The organism is Deltaproteobacteria bacterium (assembly GCA_016235345.1).
Classification (GTDB): Bacteria; Desulfobacterota; Desulfobacteria; order Desulfobacterales; family Desulfatibacillaceae; genus JACRLG01.
Map to the genome: position 1 here is coordinate 126379 of JACRLG010000001.1, position 18383 is coordinate 144761.

At 58.4% G+C, this 18383-nt stretch carries 17 protein-coding genes and 1 tRNA gene; 10 read left to right on the forward strand and 8 right to left on the reverse strand.

Annotation, left to right across the window (positions count from 1 at the left end):
• Positions 1-60: 60 nt before the first annotated feature.
• Complete coding sequence (locus HZB23_00550; GenBank protein ID MBI5843140.1) at positions 61-225, reverse strand: hypothetical protein; 165 nt, start codon at positions 223-225, stop codon at positions 61-63.
• Positions 226-284: 59 nt separating this feature from the next.
• Here HZB23_00550 and HZB23_00555 point away from each other — a divergent pair, with 59 nt between their 5' ends.
• The 4 genes from HZB23_00555 (at position 285) to HZB23_00570 (ending at position 5335) form a co-directional block, all read left to right on the forward strand.
• Positions 285-1331, forward strand: coding sequence for a radical SAM protein (locus HZB23_00555; protein ID MBI5843141.1), 1047 nt, complete (start codon positions 285-287; stop codon positions 1329-1331).
• Between the two features lie 161 nt (positions 1332-1492).
• A complete protein-coding gene (locus HZB23_00560) occupies positions 1493-2419 on the forward strand; it encodes a radical SAM protein (GenBank protein ID MBI5843142.1) in 927 nt (308 codons plus the stop codon).
• A gap of 101 nt (positions 2420-2520) precedes the next feature.
• A complete protein-coding gene (locus HZB23_00565) occupies positions 2521-3732 on the forward strand; it encodes a type II secretion system F family protein (protein MBI5843143.1) in 1212 nt (403 codons plus the stop codon).
• A 277-nt stretch (positions 3733-4009) separates the two neighbouring features.
• A complete protein-coding gene (locus HZB23_00570; GenBank protein ID MBI5843144.1) occupies positions 4010-5335 on the forward strand; it encodes a hypothetical protein in 1326 nt (441 codons plus the stop codon).
• A 3-nt stretch (positions 5336-5338) separates the two neighbouring features.
• On the opposite strand, the gene HZB23_00575 is transcribed toward HZB23_00570, so the two are convergent.
• Positions 5339-5788 carry a hypothetical protein gene (locus HZB23_00575; GenBank protein ID MBI5843145.1) on the reverse strand — a complete coding sequence of 150 codons (450 nt, stop codon included), beginning with the start codon at positions 5786-5788 and terminating at the stop codon, positions 5339-5341.
• Between the two features lie 35 nt (positions 5789-5823).
• On the opposite strand from HZB23_00575, the gene HZB23_00580 reads away from it, so the two are divergent.
• Positions 5824-6633, forward strand: a complete 810-nt coding sequence (locus tag HZB23_00580; GenBank protein ID MBI5843146.1) for a hypothetical protein — start codon at positions 5824-5826, stop codon at positions 6631-6633.
• Here HZB23_00580 and HZB23_00585 read toward each other — a convergent pair.
• The 6 genes from HZB23_00585 to HZB23_00610 form a co-directional block, all read right to left on the reverse strand.
• Positions 6623-7924, reverse strand: a complete 1302-nt coding sequence (locus HZB23_00585; protein ID MBI5843147.1) for a TRAP transporter large permease — start codon at positions 7922-7924, stop codon at positions 6623-6625. The two genes, HZB23_00580 and HZB23_00585, sit on opposite strands and share 11 nt — an antisense overlap.
• Positions 7921-8412, reverse strand: a complete 492-nt coding sequence (locus tag HZB23_00590; protein ID MBI5843148.1) for a TRAP transporter small permease — start codon at positions 8410-8412, stop codon at positions 7921-7923. Before HZB23_00590 ends, HZB23_00585 begins: the two co-directional genes overlap by 4 nt.
• A gap of 3 nt (positions 8413-8415) precedes the next feature.
• The gene (locus HZB23_00595; protein ID MBI5843149.1) at positions 8416-9462 is read right to left on the reverse strand and encodes a TRAP transporter substrate-binding protein; all 1047 of its coding nucleotides are present in this window, start codon (positions 9460-9462) and stop codon (positions 8416-8418) included.
• Between the two features lie 149 nt (positions 9463-9611).
• On the reverse strand, positions 9612-10862 hold the full coding sequence (locus HZB23_00600) for a helix-turn-helix transcriptional regulator (GenBank protein MBI5843150.1): 1251 nt from the start codon (positions 10860-10862) through the stop codon (positions 9612-9614).
• 65 nt (positions 10863-10927) lie between these two features.
• Positions 10928-12031, reverse strand: a complete 1104-nt coding sequence (locus HZB23_00605) for a hypothetical protein (GenBank protein MBI5843151.1) — start codon at positions 12029-12031, stop codon at positions 10928-10930.
• 549 nt (positions 12032-12580) lie between these two features.
• The gene (locus HZB23_00610; GenBank protein MBI5843152.1) at positions 12581-15205 is read right to left on the reverse strand and encodes a 1-acyl-sn-glycerol-3-phosphate acyltransferase; all 2625 of its coding nucleotides are present in this window, start codon (positions 15203-15205) and stop codon (positions 12581-12583) included.
• A 297-nt stretch (positions 15206-15502) separates the two neighbouring features.
• On the opposite strand from HZB23_00610, the gene HZB23_00615 reads away from it, so the two are divergent.
• The 5 genes from HZB23_00615 to HZB23_00635 all read left to right on the forward strand — a co-directional run bounded on the left by HZB23_00615 (position 15503) and on the right by HZB23_00635 (position 18275).
• Complete coding sequence (locus HZB23_00615; protein MBI5843153.1) at positions 15503-15820, forward strand: TusE/DsrC/DsvC family sulfur relay protein; 318 nt, start codon at positions 15503-15505, stop codon at positions 15818-15820.
• Positions 15821-15985: 165 nt separating this feature from the next.
• Positions 15986-16381, forward strand: coding sequence for a YjbQ family protein (locus tag HZB23_00620; GenBank protein ID MBI5843154.1), 396 nt, complete (start codon positions 15986-15988; stop codon positions 16379-16381).
• Between the two features lie 5 nt (positions 16382-16386).
• Positions 16387-16833, forward strand: a complete 447-nt coding sequence (locus HZB23_00625; GenBank protein MBI5843155.1) for an Lrp/AsnC family transcriptional regulator — start codon at positions 16387-16389, stop codon at positions 16831-16833.
• 46 nt (positions 16834-16879) lie between these two features.
• A complete protein-coding gene (locus HZB23_00630) occupies positions 16880-18007 on the forward strand; it encodes a cysteine desulfurase (GenBank protein MBI5843156.1) in 1128 nt (375 codons plus the stop codon).
• A gap of 174 nt (positions 18008-18181) precedes the next feature.
• A tRNA-Ser gene (locus HZB23_00635) sits at positions 18182-18275 on the forward strand.
• Positions 18276-18383 lie beyond the last annotated feature (108 nt).

Sequence of the window (18383 nt, forward strand, 5' to 3'; positions counted from 1 at the left end):
AGCCCAAGAACTCTGCGATTTCTTGGGCGGGTGCGCTCCCTCCTTTTCAGCTCGCCAACCTTAGCATTTCATCGCTCTCAACCCGCCCTGTCCGCGCCGGTAGGGGGAGAGGGATGAAATGCAAACCAAGTCTTTGGTGAAGGGATAGGGAACGTGGGTGGCCCCGGCAACCTGCCGGGGTGTGAAGCACAAGAGGGGCGGCCCGGCAGGCTGTGAGACAGTCATTATGGCATCCTGCCTCTGCCGCACAGGCTGGCCGATTTTTCAGCAACCGGACAAACCCAATGCATTCAGCATCAAAAAAGGCCCGCCCCTTCATCGCTCCGGTCTTCCTGCCCCAGGAGGGCTGCCCCCACCGCTGCATTTTCTGCGACCAGAAAGGCGCAACCGGAATTACCCAGGCCCCGCCGCTCACCCCTTCGGGGGTCCGGGAGGCGGTGGAGGGCTTTCTGCCCTTCTGCGGCCCGGACCGGGGCAAAATCGAGATAGCCTTTTACGGCGGCAATTTTCTGGGCCTCGCGCCCGAAAGGGCCGAAGAGCTTCTGGCCGAGGCCGCCCGATACGTTTCTGAGGGCAGGGCCGACTGCATAAGGCTTTCCACCAGGCCGGACACCATTTCCGGCCAGAGCCTCGACCTTTGCGAAAAATACCCCGTGGCCGTGATTGAGGTGGGCGTACAGAGCATGGACGACGCCGTGCTTTCGGCCTGCAACCGGGGCCACTCGGCTGATTGCGCGCGAATCGCGGTGCAAAAGATCAAGGCGCGGGGCATTGGCGTGGGCGTCCACCTCATGGTGGGGCTTCCGGGCGAAACGGCGGATTCCCTGGCCGCCACGGCCAGGGCGGTGGCCGAAATGGCCCCGGATTTCGTGCGGATACATCCCACCCTGGTGGTTTCCGAAAGCCCCCTGGAAAAAATCTGGAGGACAGGCGGGTACAGGACCCTGAGCCTTGAACAGGCCGTGGCGCGCACCCTTATTGTTTACGAGGTGATGGAAGGGGCCGGGATAAAGGTGGCCCGCATGGGCCTTTTCACCCCCCAGGGCCAGGCTTGCGAGTCGATCCTGGCGGGCCCTGTCCACCCGGCCTTCGGGCACTTGGTGCAAAGCGAGAGCTTCCGCAAAAAAGCCGCCGCCCTCCTTGCGGCCCAAAATTCAAGGGGCCAAAAGCCGTCCTTCGGGGTCAATCCCAAAAGCGTGTCGCGGTTCCGGGGCATGAACAACGACAACGTGAGAAGGCTTTGCCTCGAATTCGGGCTTCTCGGCATGGATGTCGTCCCCGACCCCGCCCTTGAGCTTTCGGAGTTGGTTCTGATCGCTTATCCCACCTGATGGAAGTAGCCGGTTTCACAGGCCCAACCCCTGTTTGCCCTTGTTGTTCTCTTGTTTTTTATGGAAACACCTGTTATGATGACGCTTCGGATTGAAATGCGCCTTGGCGGCCTGTAAGGGTGAAAAGTCCATAAACACAGGGCTCAGCAGGGGATTTTTCCGTGTCCTACCGTTATCTGTTCGGTCCGGTCCCGTCCCGGAGGCTTGGGTTGTCACTGGGAGTGGACCTTCTGCCGCCCAAAACGTGCAGCCTAAACTGTGTTTACTGCGAGTGCGGCGGAACCACGCACCTTGCCATAAGGCGCGGCGAGCTGGTTCCGGTGGCGGACGTCTGCGCCGAGCTTTCGAGCCGGCTTTACGAGTCCCCCCTTCCCGACTGGGTCACCTTTGCCGGGTCCGGGGAGCCCACCCTGCACACGGGCCTTGGGGACGTGGCCGACCACATCAAAAAAATCGCGCCCGATCGCCGTATAGCCGTTCTCACCAACGGCACCCTGATGGATGACCCGTCGGTGAGGGCCGCCTGCAAAAAGGCCGACCTGGTGGCCGTATCGGTGGATGCGGCAAGCCCGGAGGCCTTTTCTTTGATCAACAGGCCCCATCCCGGCCTGGACCTTGCCCGGATATTTTCGGGAATCGAGACTTTCCGGCGGGAATATGCAGGCATTCTGTGGGCCGAGGTCTTTCTGGTTCCGGGAATCAACGATTCCGACGAAGAGCTTCTACTCATCAGGGACGCGCTTTTTCGGATCGCGCCAGATGAAATCCAGGTGAACTGCCTGGACAGGCCGGGCGCGGAAGACTGGGTGGGCCGCCCTTCGGAGGAAGGCCTTGCCCGCGCAGCCGGAATATTGAACGCGAAGATGATAGGCAGGGCCAGGGGCAGGGCGGACAACCCTCCGAAGGCCGCCGATCCCACGGCCCTGATACTGGAGGCCGCAAAAAGGCGTCCCCTCACAGAAGACGACGTAAGCCGGGTCATCTCAGCCTCTGTCCAAGACTCCGGCCTGCTTCTGGAAGGCTTGGTGAAAAAGGGGCTCCTGGTGGCCAAAAAAGGGGAGCGCGGCGTTTTTTACGGCGTGTCCTGAGGCGCAGCCGTACAGATTTGAGGATTGTCCTCGCAGGCCGAGGCCAGTTTTGAAGCCAACGGGCGTATCGAACCTTCGCCCATCAACCAAGGAGGCCCCCAATGGCGATATGGCTCTGGGAAGGCAAGAACCGGAAGAACGAGAACCAGAAGGGGCAGATCGACGCGCCGGACGAGGCCGCAGTACGGGTCCACCTGCGCAGGATGAGCATTACCCCGTCCAAGATCAAGAAAAAGCCCAAGGACATTTTTGAAAACATCGCGATGTTTCAGCCGAAGGTCAGCCAGACCGACGTCATCATCTTCGCGCGCCAGTTTTCCACAATGATCGACGCCGGCCTTCCCCTGATACAGTGCCTGGACATTCTTCAGAACCAGCAGGAAAACAAGACCTTTAAAAGGATCCTGGTGGATATTAAAAACTCCGTGGAAAGCGGCTCCACCCTGGCCGACACCTTAAGGAAGTATCCCAAGCTCTTTGACGACCTTTTCGTGAACATGGTGGCCGCAGGCGAAATCGGCGGTATTCTGGACACCATTCTCCAGCGCCTTGCCGCCTACATGGAAAAGGCGGCGGAATTGAAGGCCCGCGTCAAGGGCGCAATGACCTACCCCATCATCGTTCTTTGCGTCGCCGCCCTGGTGGTCGGCGTCATCCTGGTGTTCGTCATCCCGGTTTTCGAGAAGATGTTCGCCGATTTCGGCAGCGCCCTTCCTGTGCCAACCCAGATCGTCGTGGCCATGTCCAATTTCGTCAAGACAAACGTGCCTTTCATGATAGGCGGGCTCTTCGTGACGGGCTACGCGTTCAGAAGATTCCGGGGCACCAAGAAGGGCCAGCGCATCACCGACGAGCTGCTCCTCAAATCCCCGGTCTTCGGCTCCCTTCTGCGTAAGACCGCCGTGGCCAAGTTCACCCGCACCATGGGCACCATGCTTTCCTCCGGCGTCTCCATTCTGGAGTCCCTTGAAATAGTGGCCAAGACCGCAGGCAACATGGTCATCGAGGCCGCCGTTTACAAGGTCCGCTCCGGCATCTCCGAGGGCCGCACCATGAGCGAGCCCCTGAGCGAAACCGGCGTGTTCCCCTCAATGGTGGTCCAGATGATCTCCGTCGGCGAGCAGACGGGCGCACTGGACTCCATGCTGGAAAAAATCGCGGATTTCTACGACAAGGAAGTGGATCAGGCAGTCGACAACCTGACAGCCATGATCGAGCCCATAATGATGGTCTTTCTGGGTACGGTCATCGGCGGGCTCGTTGTCTCCATGTATCTTCCGATCTTCAAGATGGCGGGCGCAGTCGGGGGATAGGACGCCCACAAGCGCGAACTGCTGTGTCAGGCTTCACGGAAAAGTCGGTCACGTACAAAAGCGTACGCTCCCTCCTTTTCCGTTCGCATTCCTTGCATTTCATCGCTTGTGACCGCCCTATCCTGGGCGGCTGATTGAGGATATCTTGTGATAAGCCTAACCCGTGCCCGGCCTGGACGGCGAGCGGATTAAAGCCGGGGCACTGTCTGGGGCTCATATGGCGTTTTTCGGGGGGATCGATGAAAGCCGCTGGAAAAGCTGAAAAACAACGGCTCTGATGACAAACAGCATCCCCAGAAAGCGCCGCAGCCATCCGCCGGGCTCCGAGATCGAGGCGGGCCGTCGGTTGCTGTGGCTCATGCTGCTAAGGGTGGGTTTCACCACCCTGCTCCTGGGCGCAACCATCCTGGTTCAGTTCAGGGACCTGCCCTACGGGCTGGACAGCTCCCTTCGGCTTCTCTACGCCACCATCGGCGGCACCTTTCTCCTCACCGTAATCTACACCTTTCTTCTAAAGCGCATCGATTCCGGCTCCTTCGCCTTTCTGCAGATAATGGCGGACACCTTCCTGGTGAGCCTCATCATCTATCTCACCGGCGGCTACGAGAGCGTGTTCGCCTTTCTCTACCTCGTGGTGATCATATATTCGTCCATCTTCATAGGACGCCTGGAGATTCTCTTCATGGCGGCCCTGGCCTCGCTCCAGTACGGCGCTGTGCTTTTCATGGAATTCACCGACATGATCGTCTCCTTTGACGGCGCGTCTCAGTTTTCCGGCCAGGCTGACGCCGGGCACCTTGCCTACAAGATTTCCATGACAACCATGGCCTGTTTCCTGGTGGCCATGCTTTCGGGTCTTCTTTCGGAGAGGGAGCGGCGCACGCGTAGGGAGTTGTGGGCGGTTCGGGAGCACATGCGCCGGGTTCAGAAGATGGCCGCCATCGGGGAGATGTCGGCCCGGCTGGCCCATGAAATCAAAAACCCGCTGGCGGCGCTGGTGGGCTCGGTGCGCCTCCTTAGGGACGACATGGCACCCTGCGACTACCAGGAGCGGCTTTTTTCCATAGTTTTAAGGGAGGCGGACCGCCTCAATCACTTGGTGTCGGAATTTCTGGCCTTTGCCCGGCCCGTTTCCGCCTCCCCGGAACCCGCCTGTGTGGACGAGGTGGCGGCGGAGGTGATGGAGCTTTTCAGAAAGGACGAGGCGCGCCGGGGGGTGGTGATAGAAACCGACATAAGGCCGGACACCTGGATATCCATGAATCAGTCGCACTTGAAGCAGGTTCTGTGGAACCTTCTTGCAAACGCGGCTGACGCGGGCGGAGACCCTCCGGTTATAAGGATCACCACATTAAACGCACCGGAAGGGCTGGTTCTGTTAAGGGTGGCGGACAACGGAGTCGGCATGGACGAAAAGACCCTTCAATGCCTTTTCGAGCCTTTTTTCAGCACCAAGCCCGAAGGGTCGGGACTGGGCCTTTCAATAGTCTACAGGATTCTCACCGCCTACGACTGCCGCCTGGACGTGGAAAGCAGGCCCGGCCAGGGCTCCACCTTCACCATAGTGGCCAAAAAGGTGGCCCCGCCCGCCCGGAGCCATTAAGCATTAAACTGTTTCGGCAAGCCGCCTGCCCGCCACCTCCGCCATCCCCGGTACGGCCTCGGTCACGTGCCTGTGGGCCATGCCCCTTATCATGCCGTAGAGCTTCTGAATCCCAGGCTTTCCCGAATCCGCCATCACGGTGTCGGTTATGTCGAGAAGGTCTGCAGCCACTTCCCCTGCGCGGGGCCTTATCCAGCCGGAAAAGGCTTCGGGGTCATCGCCGCCGTCCGCAAGAAAATCCTCGTAATAGCGGTCCAGGACCTCCATGAAGCCCGGAAGAAGCAGTTCCACCGATTCCTCCACGTGGCCGTGCTTCATCTTTCTGAAAGCGGCGTAGGCCGTCCTCACCGCAAAGCCCCTCTCAGCCACGGTTTCGTGAATGAAGCGGGTGTAGTCGTCAATGACGCCATTTTTGTGTTCATCCGAAAGCATCACTTCGGCGAGATGTCCCATTGTTTCACGCTCCGAAATCTGTTAAGCCGGGCGGCATGGAAAACGTTCAAAAAACCTATCTGTGCCAGGTAAGTGAAGAATTGTCCTGCGGGGCCTGCTGCGGCCTCTACAACGTGCCCAACCTTTCCCGCGAGGGCCTTTTCGGGCTTCTTTCGGAGCGCACCGAAAAATTCGCCACGGTTCCGCGCACGGAAAAGGATATAGACGAGTTCGGACTGATGGAAAAAAACCGCGTGAACGACAGGCTCCGGCCCTGCCCGGAATTCCACCACTGCCCCTTTCTGGGGTTGGTTGGAGAGGGCCGTTCCCGCGTGGGCTGCCTTCTCCATCCCCTTGGGAGCGGAAACCACGGGGTGGACCATCGGGGGCTTTCCTGGTACGGGGCCTTTGCCTGCCAGACCTATTTCTGCCCCACCCATCGCGATCTTTACGACGAATACAAAAAAATCGTTCAGGCCGTCCGCCCCGACTGGTATCTCTACGGCTTAGTCATTACGGAAAAGGAGATGCTGGAAAATTTTTTCAGCGCAGCCAGCGCCCGGCTCGGAAAACCCCTCACCGCTGATTTCATTGCCGAGTCCCCCAAAAGGGTCGAAGCGGTGCTGGAATTCCTGCGTTTAAAGGAGTCCTGGCCCTTCCGCCCGAAAGATTCCCCAAGAATCTGCCACTATTTTTTCAGGGACGGACTCTATCCCGACACCCCCATTCCCTACGGGGAGATGGGGGCTGACCGGTCCTGCCTGGACCCGGTGCTTCGGGCCCTGGGATCGCGCATTTCCTCTGCCCTGGAGTTGGACCGGGCAGAGGAAATGATTTACGGAATTCTCGAGGCCGTCATTTCATGAGGCTCGGAAGATAAAGCGCTATCCGGGGAAAGGCGATCAAGAGGGCGCACAGGATAAGAAGCGGCACAACCATGGGCAGAACGCCCCTGAATATTTTTTCCAGCGGAACGTCCTTCGCTATTCCCGCCACAACGTAAACGTTCACCCCCACCGGCGGGGTTATGACCCCCATTTCGGTAACCAGGACGATTATGACCCCGAACCAGATGGGGTCAAAGCCCAGTTGCAGTATGACCGGGTAAAAAATCGGCACGGTGAGCATTATCATGGCCAGAGAGTCCATGAAGCAGCCTCCGGCCAGATAGATCATGATGATGAGGCTCATCACGGCCCAGGGCGGAATCGCAAGGTGGACGACCCATTCCGCCAGCCGGTTCGGCAGAAAGGTGACGTTCATGAAGTGCCCGAACACCGTGGCGCAGGCCACTATGGTCATCACCATGCAGGAGATGCGGGTGGTATCCAGAAGGCTCTTCACGAAATCCGCCCAGCTTATCTGCCTTCTGAGCACGGCGATGAGAAGCGTTAAGGCCGCGCCCACCGCCGCCGCCTCGGTGGGGGTGAATATCCCCAGAAACATGCCGCCGATCACCATGATGAAAAGGGCGAGGGTCTCCCCCACGCCCAAAAACGACATGGCCTTTTCCCGGATGCTGGTCTTTTCCCCGGCTGGCGCAAGCGCGGGATTGAGCCACACGCGAATTACGACGGTGGCCACGAACATGAGCGCAAGCAGTATGCCCGGAATGACCCCGGAGGCGAAGAGCTTGCCTATGGACTGCTCCGTGAGGATTCCGTAAACGATGAAGATCACCGAGGGCGGAATGAGGATTCCAAGGCTTCCCGCCGCCGCCACGGTGCCTGTGGCCAGCGCGTCGTCATAGCCGTAGCGCTTCATTTCCGGCAGCGTCACCACAGCCATGGTGGCCGCAGTTGCGTTTGTGGAGCCGCACACCGCCGAAAAGGCCGCGCAGGCCCCCACCGTGGCGATTGCAAGCCCGCCCCGCAGATGCCCCACCAGGACGTAGGCCGAGTCGTAAAGCCTTCGGCTTATGCCCGCGTAGTAGGCGATCTGGCCCATGAGGACGAAAAGGGGAATGACGGTTAAACCGTAATGGGAAAATTCCGTGTAAAGGTCGGTGGCCAGAAGGGCCGAGGCCGAGGGGAAATCCCTTAAATACGCGAAACCCGCCACCCCCAGAAAGGCCATGACAAAGGCCACGGGCATACGGGAAAACAGAAGAACCACCATTAAAATGATGCCGATGACGCCTACGGTTGTTGTGCTCATGATTTTTTCGCCGCCGCCTTTCCTGCGTGGGTGACAAAGTTGGCGAGAAGGACGGCGCAAAGCACGGCCGTTGAAAAGGCCATGACATAAAGAGTGAAATACATGGGAAAGCCCAGGGTCATGGACACCTGACCGTCAACCTGCTGGGCGACGCCCTTTAATAGCAGCTTCCAGGTGGCCAGGGCGAACAGGGCGAAACCAGCCAGGTCGGTCACCGCGTCTATGAGATTTTGGGAACGGGGGGAAAGGCGGTCCACGAAGAGGCTCACCGAAACGTGCCCCTTGGTGGACGTGGTGTGGGCGAGCGCAAAGCACACGGCCAGGGCCCCCAGCTGGGCCATTATCTCGTATGAACCGGGCAGGGGACGCCTGAAAAGCCGGAGGATCACGTCCGCGCAGGTGACAAGAACCATTGCGAAAACGGATCCCCCGGCCAGATACAGTAGGTGGGTCGCAAGGTCGCGGACCCCCTGGTCAATTTTCTTCATTGCCTACTTCTTCTTTGCTTTTGCCTTTGCCGGGGCCTTTGCGGGCTTGGCGGGCGCGGAGAATTTCTTTATCAGGCTTCTGATCTGGTTGACGTAGAGCTTGCCGCTGGGGGTATCGGTCTGGTAGGCGGAGATGACCGGCTCCACGGCCTTCTTCCACCGGGCGTTTTCAGCCGGGGAAAGCTCTATCACCTTGTTGCCCTTTTCCAGGGTGAACTTCTTGCCGTCTTCATCGGCCTTGTCCCATGCCGCGCCGTGAACCGCCACCCACTTGGCCGAAACATCGGTGAAAACCTTCTGGGCAGCCGGGGAAAGCGCGTCCCACTTGGCCTTGTTCATCACCACGAACATTGCGGTGGTGTAGCCCACGCCCTTGCAGTTGGTGGTGGACTTGATCACTTCGGCCTGTTTCCAGCCCTTCAGGGTCTCGATGGGGGTGAAGGTGCCTTCCACAACGCCGCTTTTAAGGGCCTCGTAGGCCTCGCCCTGGCTCATGGCCACGGGAACCGCTCCCAAGGCCGCCGCCACCTTGGCGGAAAAGCCGGTGGCGCGGATCTTCATCTTGGCAAGGTCTTCAAGGCGAGCAACGGGCTTTTGGGTGTGAAGAAGGCCGGGGCCGTGTGCGTGGATGTAAAGAACCTTCACGCCGCTAAGCTCGGAGGGGCTGGCCTGTCTTGCGAAGGCGTCCGCAACCTTGCTTGCAACCATACCGTTCGGGTAGCCCATGGGAAGGTCGAGGGCGCTCATGACCGGAAACTGCCCGGCGGTGTAAGCGAAGCAGCTCATGCCCAGGTCGGAGATGCCGTCCACCACGCCCTTGTAAACTTCCGGGGCCTTGGTGAGGGTTCCGCCCGCAACCACCTCGATCTTGATCTCGCCATTGGTGCCCTTTTCGATCTCCTTGGCCCATTCCACCGCAGCCTGGGCCTGGGGATGGGTGGGTGGAAAGAACACCGAGTAGGTGAGCGTAACCGGTGCGGCAAGAACCGCGCCCGCAAACACGCACAGAACAGCCGCCGCCAACATGCCGATGATAAAAGATTTTCTCATGTCCGCCTCCGATCGGGTTTTTTGAAACAAAATCGGCCGGAAAACAACCGCGCCAAAAACAGGTACTTCCGCAACAAGTGAATCCCCTTAACTCAAACAAAGTTCAAACACAACCAAAACTTGACAAAAACGTCAGTGATTTCCGAAGCTCACCTTCCGGCGCTAACCGGAAGTTTGATCCAGAAGAGCTTGGCGGTTCCGGGGCCGGGGTTCTCCCACTGGACCGGTATCTGGTCCGACAGGTAAATCAGGTCACCGGCGTCCGCTGTGTGGATGGAATCCGGAAAGACCATGCGAATGCTTCCCGCCACCATGAATCCCATCTCGGAGCCCTTGTGGCTCAGAAAATGCCCGGAAATCTCCTGGCCCGGATGAATCTCGATGCGGTAAGCCTCTGTTTTTTCGGGAAAATCAACGGGAGTCAGAAGCCGCGCCCCGGTTTCGTCCTTCATGTTGGCAAGGCGCACGCCCTGGGCCGCGCTGGCAGGAAAAACCACCGGGAGCCTCTTGTCCCGGCCAGGCGAGAAAAAATGGCCCACGTCCACCGAAAGGACCTCGGCCATCTTCAGAAGCCCCGGAATGGACGGGTAGATGGTGTTGGACTCCACCTGGCTTATGGTGCTTGCGGTGACGCCCACCCTCTTGGCAAGCTCGGCCTGGGAGAAGCCCCGGCGCACCCTGAGCTTCTTTATGCGGCCCCCAAGCTGGTCGTGGTCGAAAACGTCCTTTTCCCCGGCGAAGAAGACCTCGGCCCCGCGCGTCTGGTAGCGCTGGGGCTCCTGGACGGCCAGGGGCTCCCGGCCCTCGGCCTTTATCACCGAAACCGTGGAGGTGCCCCTTTTGATGGAAAGCTCAAGGGCCACCTGGGCTATCTGGTTGATCTGGCTTCTTAGCCTTCGGGAATGCGCGCCCTTTTCAGCCACCCAGTAGGCCACGGTATTCAGGTCGTAGAGCCGGGGGCAGGAATGGGAGTAGAAGCGGCCCACCTCGTCCTCGCCGCCCCAGAGCTCCTGCATTCCGGTGAGGCTTTCGAAAACCAGGTGCACCTGTCCCGAAAGCCTGCCCTGTAGCGCGTAGAGCCTCTCGGAAAACTCGGCGGGGTTCCTTGGGTTTTCCACCCTCTCCACCCGGTTTCTTATTTCGGGCGGGGCCTCTTCCAGAAATTTCTGAAAGGTTCCGATTCCGTTTCCCTTGCCGTGGGTGAAGCAGTCCAGAACCGTGAGAAGCGGGTTTTTGCCAAGGGGCCCAAGGCGCTCGAACAGGTTTTTCGGGGAGCGGTCGAAACTTGCGAAGATCACGGGCTTTTTGTCGGCAAGGGACGCCTGCACGAAGTGGTGCCAGAAAACCTGGGCAAGGTTGCCGCTCTCGTCGTACCAGACCACGTTGTCGCCTATGAACATGCCCCCCAGAATCCTGTCGAGGCGTGGGATGCCGGTGTTCACGGCTCCTTTTGTCTCAGGTGTGTTCACTTGAGGCTCCTTTGATCTCCGCTGTTGGCGGCAAAAAGAACGATGCCCAGAAAAAGAGCGAAAAAGGCCACCGCAAGCATTGCGGCAAGGGAATTTCCATAGCCTAAGGGGGCCAGGACCGCCACCACCAGCCAGTGATGGGCCACAATGCGGGGTGACCTTATATTTATAGGAAAATCGTCCTTTCGCGCAAGGGCGATGATGCCGGAAAGATTCCAGCCGTAAAGGGCCAGAAAAGCGTGGAACCGCATGAGGAACCTGTCCGAAAGCCCCGTTCCGATGGCCATTTCGATTATTATGTAGGCGATTCCCGTAAGCGCCGCGCCAAGAAGAAAGCAAAGGCCGGATAAAAGGATGATCCGGGGCTGGCCCTTTTCGCCCCTTTGCCAGAGGATTTTAAAAACCAGAAGCACCGCGAAATAAAGGGTAAAGGAGGCGAAAGCCTGCCCCCACACCGAACCCGCCAGAATGAAGAGGAAAAATATGATGACGCCCAGATTCAGAAGCCAGAAGGCCGCGTTATGGGCGATGGTATCGCTCCGTCCGCTGGCCTTGGGGACAAGCCTGAAAATGGCGTAAAAGCTGACCAGGGAAACCGGAAAGGAAAAGCCCAGGAAAAAGGTTTCCAGGCCGAACTTGGGGGAATTGAAAAGGTGAAGCCGGGAATGGTCCAAAATGGCCAGGGAGCATAAAAGAAGCCCGATGGAGAGGCAAAGGAGGGCCGCGTGCAGGAATTTTAACGCGGTGTCGCCCTCCGGCCTGAAAAATTCAAACGGGAAGAACGTAAAGCGCCTTATGCGCACCGATTCCACCAGAGCGAAAAGCCCCAGGCAGGCAATAACCGACAAATCGTGCCAGCCCTTGAAGGCGAAAAACGAAAAAGCCAGGGCGACCAGGAAATAGGCCGCAACCGTAGGCCCGGGCGATTTTTTTCCACGGGCGAAATAAAGAAGGCTGCTTCCGCCCGCAACGAGGTTGAACAAAAAGATGTGCAGCCTGCCGAAGTCCGCACCCATTGAAGGCCGCACATGATGAAAAAATCCGGCGGCAAGCCCTGCGGTCATCACCGCGCAAAGCAATGTTTTCACGCGAAAGCTCATGATCCGGGCTCTCCCCCTAAACCCCTGATAATCCTGCTGAAAGCGATTTTGAATGTGTCGGTCCGTATAAAAAGGATGGAAGGGAAATACAAAATCAATTGTGGCTCTTAACAATTTTCAGCTTATCAGTGAAATGGATAGAGGGCTTTCACCCTGGGAGCGCGGGCGTCCCGCCCGCATTGGACGGCAAAAGCGGGCGGGACGCCCGCGCTCCCAGGAAAAACCGCCTTGCTGAAAATTGTTCATGGCCACGAAATCAATTGTCGGGTGAACCACAGCCTTTCGGCCCGGAACCGCCCAACTTGCTAACTGGTTCAAAAAATATGGTAATAAATCAGTTCGTTGGGCTTCGTTCCTCAGCCCAACCTACGATATCCTCCCCGCTTAACTTCCTGCTAATTCTGCTGAAAGACGTATCTGGAGCCGAAGCCTGATCAAAAACGATGAAGTGCAAGGAACGCGAACAGCGCGGGGAGGAATAGTACTTGTCGTACATGACGACCCGCGCTGTGATGCGTGACACAGCAATTCGCGTTTTTGGACAGGCTTCTAGAAAAGCTTAAGATAACCTTCTATGATTTCCCTGTATTCGCTTTGATCCTTCCCCTCTTCCGGGTCGGCCACGCCCCGGCTTGTGAAATAACTGGCGGCGTTGGCGTAGTTGATCTTTGACAGGGCCTCCGGGTTGGTGATGTCGCCGCTTTTCAGAAGGGCCCGGCCCGTTGAGCGGAACTTCTTGTCGCGCTCCTTTTTGTCCAGGCTCCTGTGGTCGTGCTCGGAAAAGACCCTCACCACCACGAGGTAGGATTCGAGATAGGTCTTCACGAGCCTTGCCAGAACCACGAGCTTCTTGTAGCCGGAACCGGTGAGGTTGTAGGTGTCGGGAAGGGTCGGATGCGGGACCAGTATTGAATCCTCTATAAAGGTCTTCACGGCCTTTCTGACGTAATGCTCGGCTGAAAGGTCCGGGTCGTAGTGGAACTCGTTTTTGAAAAGGTCCTGGAAGAACCGGTAATGGTTGTGAAGGTCCCCGGACTGGAACTGGAAGGATTCCAGCGAAAGTATGGCAAGGGCGGTGAAGGACGAGGGGACCAGAAAGCTTATGCAGTTGTTTTTGTAATATTCAAGCCCACCCCGCCCGGCCTCGGTTATGGCGTAACGGAGGCTTTCGCTGCTTTCCTCCTCGTCGCCCAGGCCCTTTCCCTCCCGCGCCAGGAACTTGTCCGCCACGTAGGTGTCCAGCACCTTTTTCATCGCGGAAACCGGCTCCAGGAGGGTGTCCGAAAGCTCGGCCCTGTTCATGCGCAGATGGCTGAGGAAAAATTCCGCGCCTTCCATAAACTCCCCCTCGGTGAAGTTTTTCCGGAAGGAGTTCAGTATCACCGTGGCCGCCACGGCATGGGGGGAGACCACGGAAATGGCGTTGATGGACAAAATGATGCGATGCCCCAGGTTGCGCAGAAAGGCCTCCTGTTCCTCCGGGGTCATTTCGGAAAGCTCCACGGGAAAGCGGTCAAGGATGTCGGCAAGCCTTAAGGGCTCGTGGCAGCGCACGAAAATCCGCCCGTAGCGCTTGTTGAGGAATTTCCGGGCCTTGACGAGCTGTGAGAGGTCCTCGCTCTTTTTCTCGCCGCCCTCGATCTCGTGGAGATAGCTGCCCTCCTCGATCACCCGGTCGTAGCCTATGGCTATGGGGCAGAAGTAGAGGTCCTTCACGGCCCCGGCCTTGTAGGCCGACAATATTATGGACAAAAGCCCCAGCTTGGGCAGAACCGCCTTTCCCGTGCGGCTGCGGCCCCCTTCTATGAAAAATTCTATGTTGAAGCCCTCGGCGAGAACCGCCTGGACGTATTCGGCGAAAACCCTGGCGTAGAGGGGGGCTCCCTTGAAGGTGCGCCGAAGGAAAAAAGCCCCGCAGTTCCTGAAAATGGTGCCCATGGGCCAGAAGGAGAGGTTCTTCCCGGCGGCGATAAGCGGGCAGGGCAGGGAATTCAGATACAAAAGGTATGAAATGATGAGGTAGTCGATGTGGCTCTTGTGGCAGGGTACCAGGATCACCGGCCCCTTGCGCGCCGCGTTCTTGATGAGCTTCAAGTTTTCGACGTCGTAATCGACCCCGTCGAACATGTTGCTGGAAATCCATTTTACGATCCGTCCCAGAAAGGCGATGAAACGGGTGCTGTACTTGGCCGCTATTTCTTCGAGGTAGCGGTCGGCCTGCCTGTGAACGGCCTTTTCGGATTTTCCGTCCTGCTCGGCCTGGCTCCTTAAAAATTTCCGAAAATCCTCGTTCTGCAGGATGCCTTCCTTCAGTTCCTGCCGGGTTTTCAGAATCGGCCCCAAACGGCTCGTGCGCATGGAGTTGATGCGCTCTATGGCCTCGGTGCGCAGGACGTAGGACAGGTACTCCGTCTCCCTGCCCCGGTTTTCGGGCCGGGCCAGGAATTCGATGAGGTTGATGGGCTCCCCTGTGTCGGTGAGGGCCTTTTCGGGAATTGAGAAGATGCTGGCCCAGCGCCTGAACCAGCGCGGCTTTTCCTCGGTTCCGAAAACCGTCTCGGTTACCGAGGCGTTATAGCGCATGGGTTTTTTGCCGTAGAGGATGATCTGCGGCACCAGGAAAACCGGCCTGTCCGTGGTGGCCTGGAACTCCAGAAGGTGGGCCAGGGCGTCGTTTCCGGCGTTCACGAAGCGGCGGTAGAAGCCTTCGGCGTCCACGAGGGACACCAGCCCAGCCTTGCCGCTTTTAAGCTCCCTGTCGAAATAACCCGATGCATAAGGGTCGGGACGGCTGCGGAACCTTGCCAGATGGTCGAAAAAGGCCAGGATTATGCGGAACACCCTGGTCACGGGCTGCCACAGCCACAGGGGCAGATCAAAGCTCAACTGGGGGACCGGGGCCTTTAAGGTCTTCAGCCGCGAATGCAGAAACAGGAACTCGAAGGGGCTCTTGTATTTTGTGGCGTAAACCACATGCCCCCTTTTTCCCAGGTCGGCCAGCCGGGCCGCGTCTTCGGGGTCGAAGGGAATCCCGGAAAAAACCAGCCGGAAAAAGAGCCTGGCGAAAATGCCGATGCGCTCCGGCAGGAAATGGGGATGATGATCGAGGGTGTTCAAAAGGAGCATGTTCAAGAATTGACGCATCCTGCTGACCGGTTTTTCAGGAATAGCCATGCGATGTTCTCCGGCAGGGGGTGACGGGCGGCATGATCGGAATTAACGAGGCCTTGAAAGGCGGCCATGAAGGCCGACTCACAGGTCAGGAAGGCTACCAGAGGCGGCCAAGGTACGCAAGGCAATTTTGTCGCGGGCCGAATCCAGCGCTTTTTCATCGGGTTGCGTTTCAATGGCTTTTAGCGTTTTGGGGTTGACAAGGTTGAACGGCTACTATATTAAACTGTGCGTCGAAAATCGGGACGAAAGGCGGAACGCCGATTCGTGTAAAATAATCGCTCATAAGGAGGTTGTATCATGGCTGATGTTGAATTTGAAGGCACCAAGTTTTCGATTGACGAAGACGGTTTCATCGATTCCTTCGAAAACTGGTCCAAGGAGTGGGTGCAGTACGTGAAGAAGCAGGAAGGCATTGACGAACTTTCCGAAGAGCACTGGAACGTCATCAACGTCCTTCAGGATTACTACAGGAAAAACGGCATCGCCCCCATGGTGCGCGTGCTTTCCAAAGTCACCGGCTACAAGCTGAAGCACATCTACGAGCTTTTCCCGTCCGGACCCGGCAAGGGAGCCTGCAAGATGGCCGGCCTGCCCAAGCCCACCGGCTGCGTGTAAACGTTTAAACATGTAAAACAGATTCGGCCCAAGGCCGGCTGATGCAAAAACGGCCTTTCCGGCTGTGAATGAAAAAGGCCCAGTATCCGCATTCGGATTCTGGGCCTTTTTCTTTGACTGGTCGCTTTTTTGTCCCGGCTTCCCCCTTTTTTTGGAAAACACGTCATGCATCTTTCCGTAAGAACGTCCGGGCGCGAGGAGTTTTTGAACATCACCTCCGAAATCATTCGCGCCGTAAGCGAGAGCGGCGTCAAAACCGGCACGGTCATGGTGTTTTCCCCCCACACCACGGCGGGCCTCACCATAAACGAGGCGGCGGACCCGGACGTTAAGGCGGACATCCTCTCGGCCCTTTCGAAGATGGTCCCCGAAGGCCCCTTCCGCCACGCCGAGGGCAATTCTGCTGCCCACATCAAGGCGAGCCTCATGGGCAGCTCGGTCATGATGGCCATAAGGGACGGAAGGCCGGTTTTGGGCACCTGGCAGGGGGTGTTCTTCTGCGAATTCGACGGCCCGCGAAGCCGCACCGTGCATATAAACATAATGGCAGAGAGGACTTGACGGGCATGGACGAGACGGACAGAATCCTTTTGAACCGCATTCAGTCCGACCTGCCCCTTACGCCACGGCCTTTCGCGGCTGTCGGCGATGAGCTTGGAATCGGCGAGGATGAAGTGATCGCCCGCATAACCCGGCTTAAGAAAGAGGGAATCATAAGGCGCATCGGCGGCAACTTCGTGCCCCAGAAGATAGGCTACGTCTCGACTCTTTGCGCGGCGCAGGTTCCGCCCGAAAAGATGGACGGGTTCATCGAATGCGTCAACGCCCATCCCGGAGTCACCCATAACTACCGGCGCAGCCACCATTACAACGTGTGGTTCACCTTCATAGCCCCCGGAATGGAGGAGATTTCCGCGCATCTGGCTGAAATAGAACGCAAAACCGGGGTTACCGGCATTTTGAACCTTCCTGCTAAACGTGTCTTTAAAATCAAGGCCCACTTCAATCTTTAGAAGAGTACCGCCCGCGAGCACTTTCCCTATTCAAACGGACCAGTCCATGAGCATCTATCTCGATTATAACGCCACAACCCCCGTCTGCGCCGAGGCAAGGGAAGCCATCCTGCCCTTTCTGGACCGCGAGTTCGGCAATCCCTCGTCGGACTATCCCGCAGGACGCCGGTCCAAGGCCGCCATCGAGGAAGCCCGGAGCGCGGTGGCGGCGCTCATCGGTGCGCGGGATGACGAAATCGTCTTCACGGGCTGCGCCACCGAGAGCAACAACATGGCGGTAAAGGGCGTCGCATGGGCGCTGGCCGGAAAGGGCCGCCATATCGTGACAACTGCGGTTGAGCATCCATCCGTCACCAACGCGGTGCTCAATCTTCTGGAAAACGGCTTCACCGCCGATTTCGTCGGCGTGGACAAGGGCGGCATGGTGAGCCCGGAGGCCGTTTACGCGGCGATAAGGCCGGACACGGTGCTTGTTTCTGTGATGCTGGCCAACAACGAAACCGGATCTATGCAGCCGGTGGCCGGGATAGGGGTCGTCTGCCGCAAACTTGGCGTGCTTTTTCACGTGGACGCGGCCCAGGCCGTGGGAAAGATTCCCGTTGACGTGAACGGGATAAACGCCGATCTCTTGACGGTGGCCGGGCACAAGGTCTACGCGCCCAAGGGCGTGGGGGCGCTTTACGTGCGCAAGGGAGTCACCCTTGCCCCGCTTTTTCACGGGGGCGGCCAGGAGAGGGGCTTTCGGGCCGGAACCGAAAACGCGGCCTTCATAGCGGGACTGGGGGCCGCCTGCCGGGCGGCGTCGAACGGGCTGGAAGCCGAGACAACCAGAGTGTGCGGGTTAAGGGACCGCTTTCACGATTCCCTTTGCGCCGCCGTTCCGGGGCTTCATCTAAACGGCGACATCCTTTACCGCCTGCCCAACACGTTGAATGTCTCTTTTCCGAAGGTGTCCGGGGCCGAGCTTCTGGCCGCCGCGCCCGAAATCATGGCCTCCACCGGGGCCGCCTGCCACGTGGGCGGGGCCGTTTCCCACGTTCTTGCGGCGATGGGCCTTTCCCGCGAGAGGGCGATGGGTGCGGTCCGGCTTTCCCTGGGCCGCTACACCACGGAACCGGAGATCGACCGGGCTGCGGAAATTCTCGCCCGCGCGTGGCGGGTGCTCACGGAGTAGGGACTTTTGAAGCCCGTGCGCGGCGGGATTTTCGGATAATGCGGCTTGCCGTTTTAAGGCTTTCGGGCAATTGGAAAAGAAAAGCGCTTGCAAAAGGCGTGAACTTGATGCATAGAAAAATGCCGTTCGCGGTTCCGGCGTCTTCGTCGGCTGAAATTCAAAGAAGCACCTTGCGGAGAGATGGCCGAGTCGGCTGAAGGCGCTCGCCTGCTAAGCGAGTATGGGGCTTAAAACTCCATCATGGGTTCGAATCCCATTCTCTCCGCCAGTTCATTAACTTACAGCCTGCTGTACATCAACTGTCCTCATCGTTCCCGACCTTGTGTTGCCCCCCTGGTTGCCCCTTTGCCTCAAAAACCGAATCCAGAACTCCAGC

Coding starts and splice junctions, on each gene's coding strand:
- HZB23_00550 (MBI5843140.1), bottom strand. CDS start 225: ATGACTGTCTCACAGCCTGCCGGGCCGCCCCTCTTGTGCTTCACACCC.
- HZB23_00555 (MBI5843141.1), top strand. CDS start 285: ATGCATTCAGCATCAAAAAAGGCCCGCCCCTTCATCGCTCCGGTCTTC.
- HZB23_00565 (MBI5843143.1), top strand. CDS start 2,521: ATGGCGATATGGCTCTGGGAAGGCAAGAACCGGAAGAACGAGAACCAG.
- HZB23_00570 (MBI5843144.1), top strand. CDS start 4,010: ATGACAAACAGCATCCCCAGAAAGCGCCGCAGCCATCCGCCGGGCTCC.
- HZB23_00575 (MBI5843145.1), bottom strand. CDS start 5,788: ATGGGACATCTCGCCGAAGTGATGCTTTCGGATGAACACAAAAATGGC.
- HZB23_00580 (MBI5843146.1), top strand. CDS start 5,824: ATGGAAAACGTTCAAAAAACCTATCTGTGCCAGGTAAGTGAAGAATTG.
- HZB23_00585 (MBI5843147.1), bottom strand. CDS start 7,924: ATGAGCACAACAACCGTAGGCGTCATCGGCATCATTTTAATGGTGGTT.
- HZB23_00590 (MBI5843148.1), bottom strand. CDS start 8,412: ATGAAGAAAATTGACCAGGGGGTCCGCGACCTTGCGACCCACCTACTG.
- HZB23_00595 (MBI5843149.1), bottom strand. CDS start 9,462: ATGAGAAAATCTTTTATCATCGGCATGTTGGCGGCGGCTGTTCTGTGC.
- HZB23_00600 (MBI5843150.1), bottom strand. CDS start 10,862: ATGTTCATAGGCGACAACGTGGTCTGGTACGACGAGAGCGGCAACCTT.
- HZB23_00605 (MBI5843151.1), bottom strand. CDS start 12,031: ATGAGCTTTCGCGTGAAAACATTGCTTTGCGCGGTGATGACCGCAGGG.
- HZB23_00610 (MBI5843152.1), bottom strand. CDS start 15,205: ATGGCTATTCCTGAAAAACCGGTCAGCAGGATGCGTCAATTCTTGAAC.
- HZB23_00615 (MBI5843153.1), top strand. CDS start 15,503: ATGGCTGATGTTGAATTTGAAGGCACCAAGTTTTCGATTGACGAAGAC.
- HZB23_00620 (MBI5843154.1), top strand. CDS start 15,986: ATGCATCTTTCCGTAAGAACGTCCGGGCGCGAGGAGTTTTTGAACATC.
- HZB23_00625 (MBI5843155.1), top strand. CDS start 16,387: ATGGACGAGACGGACAGAATCCTTTTGAACCGCATTCAGTCCGACCTG.
- HZB23_00630 (MBI5843156.1), top strand. CDS start 16,880: ATGAGCATCTATCTCGATTATAACGCCACAACCCCCGTCTGCGCCGAG.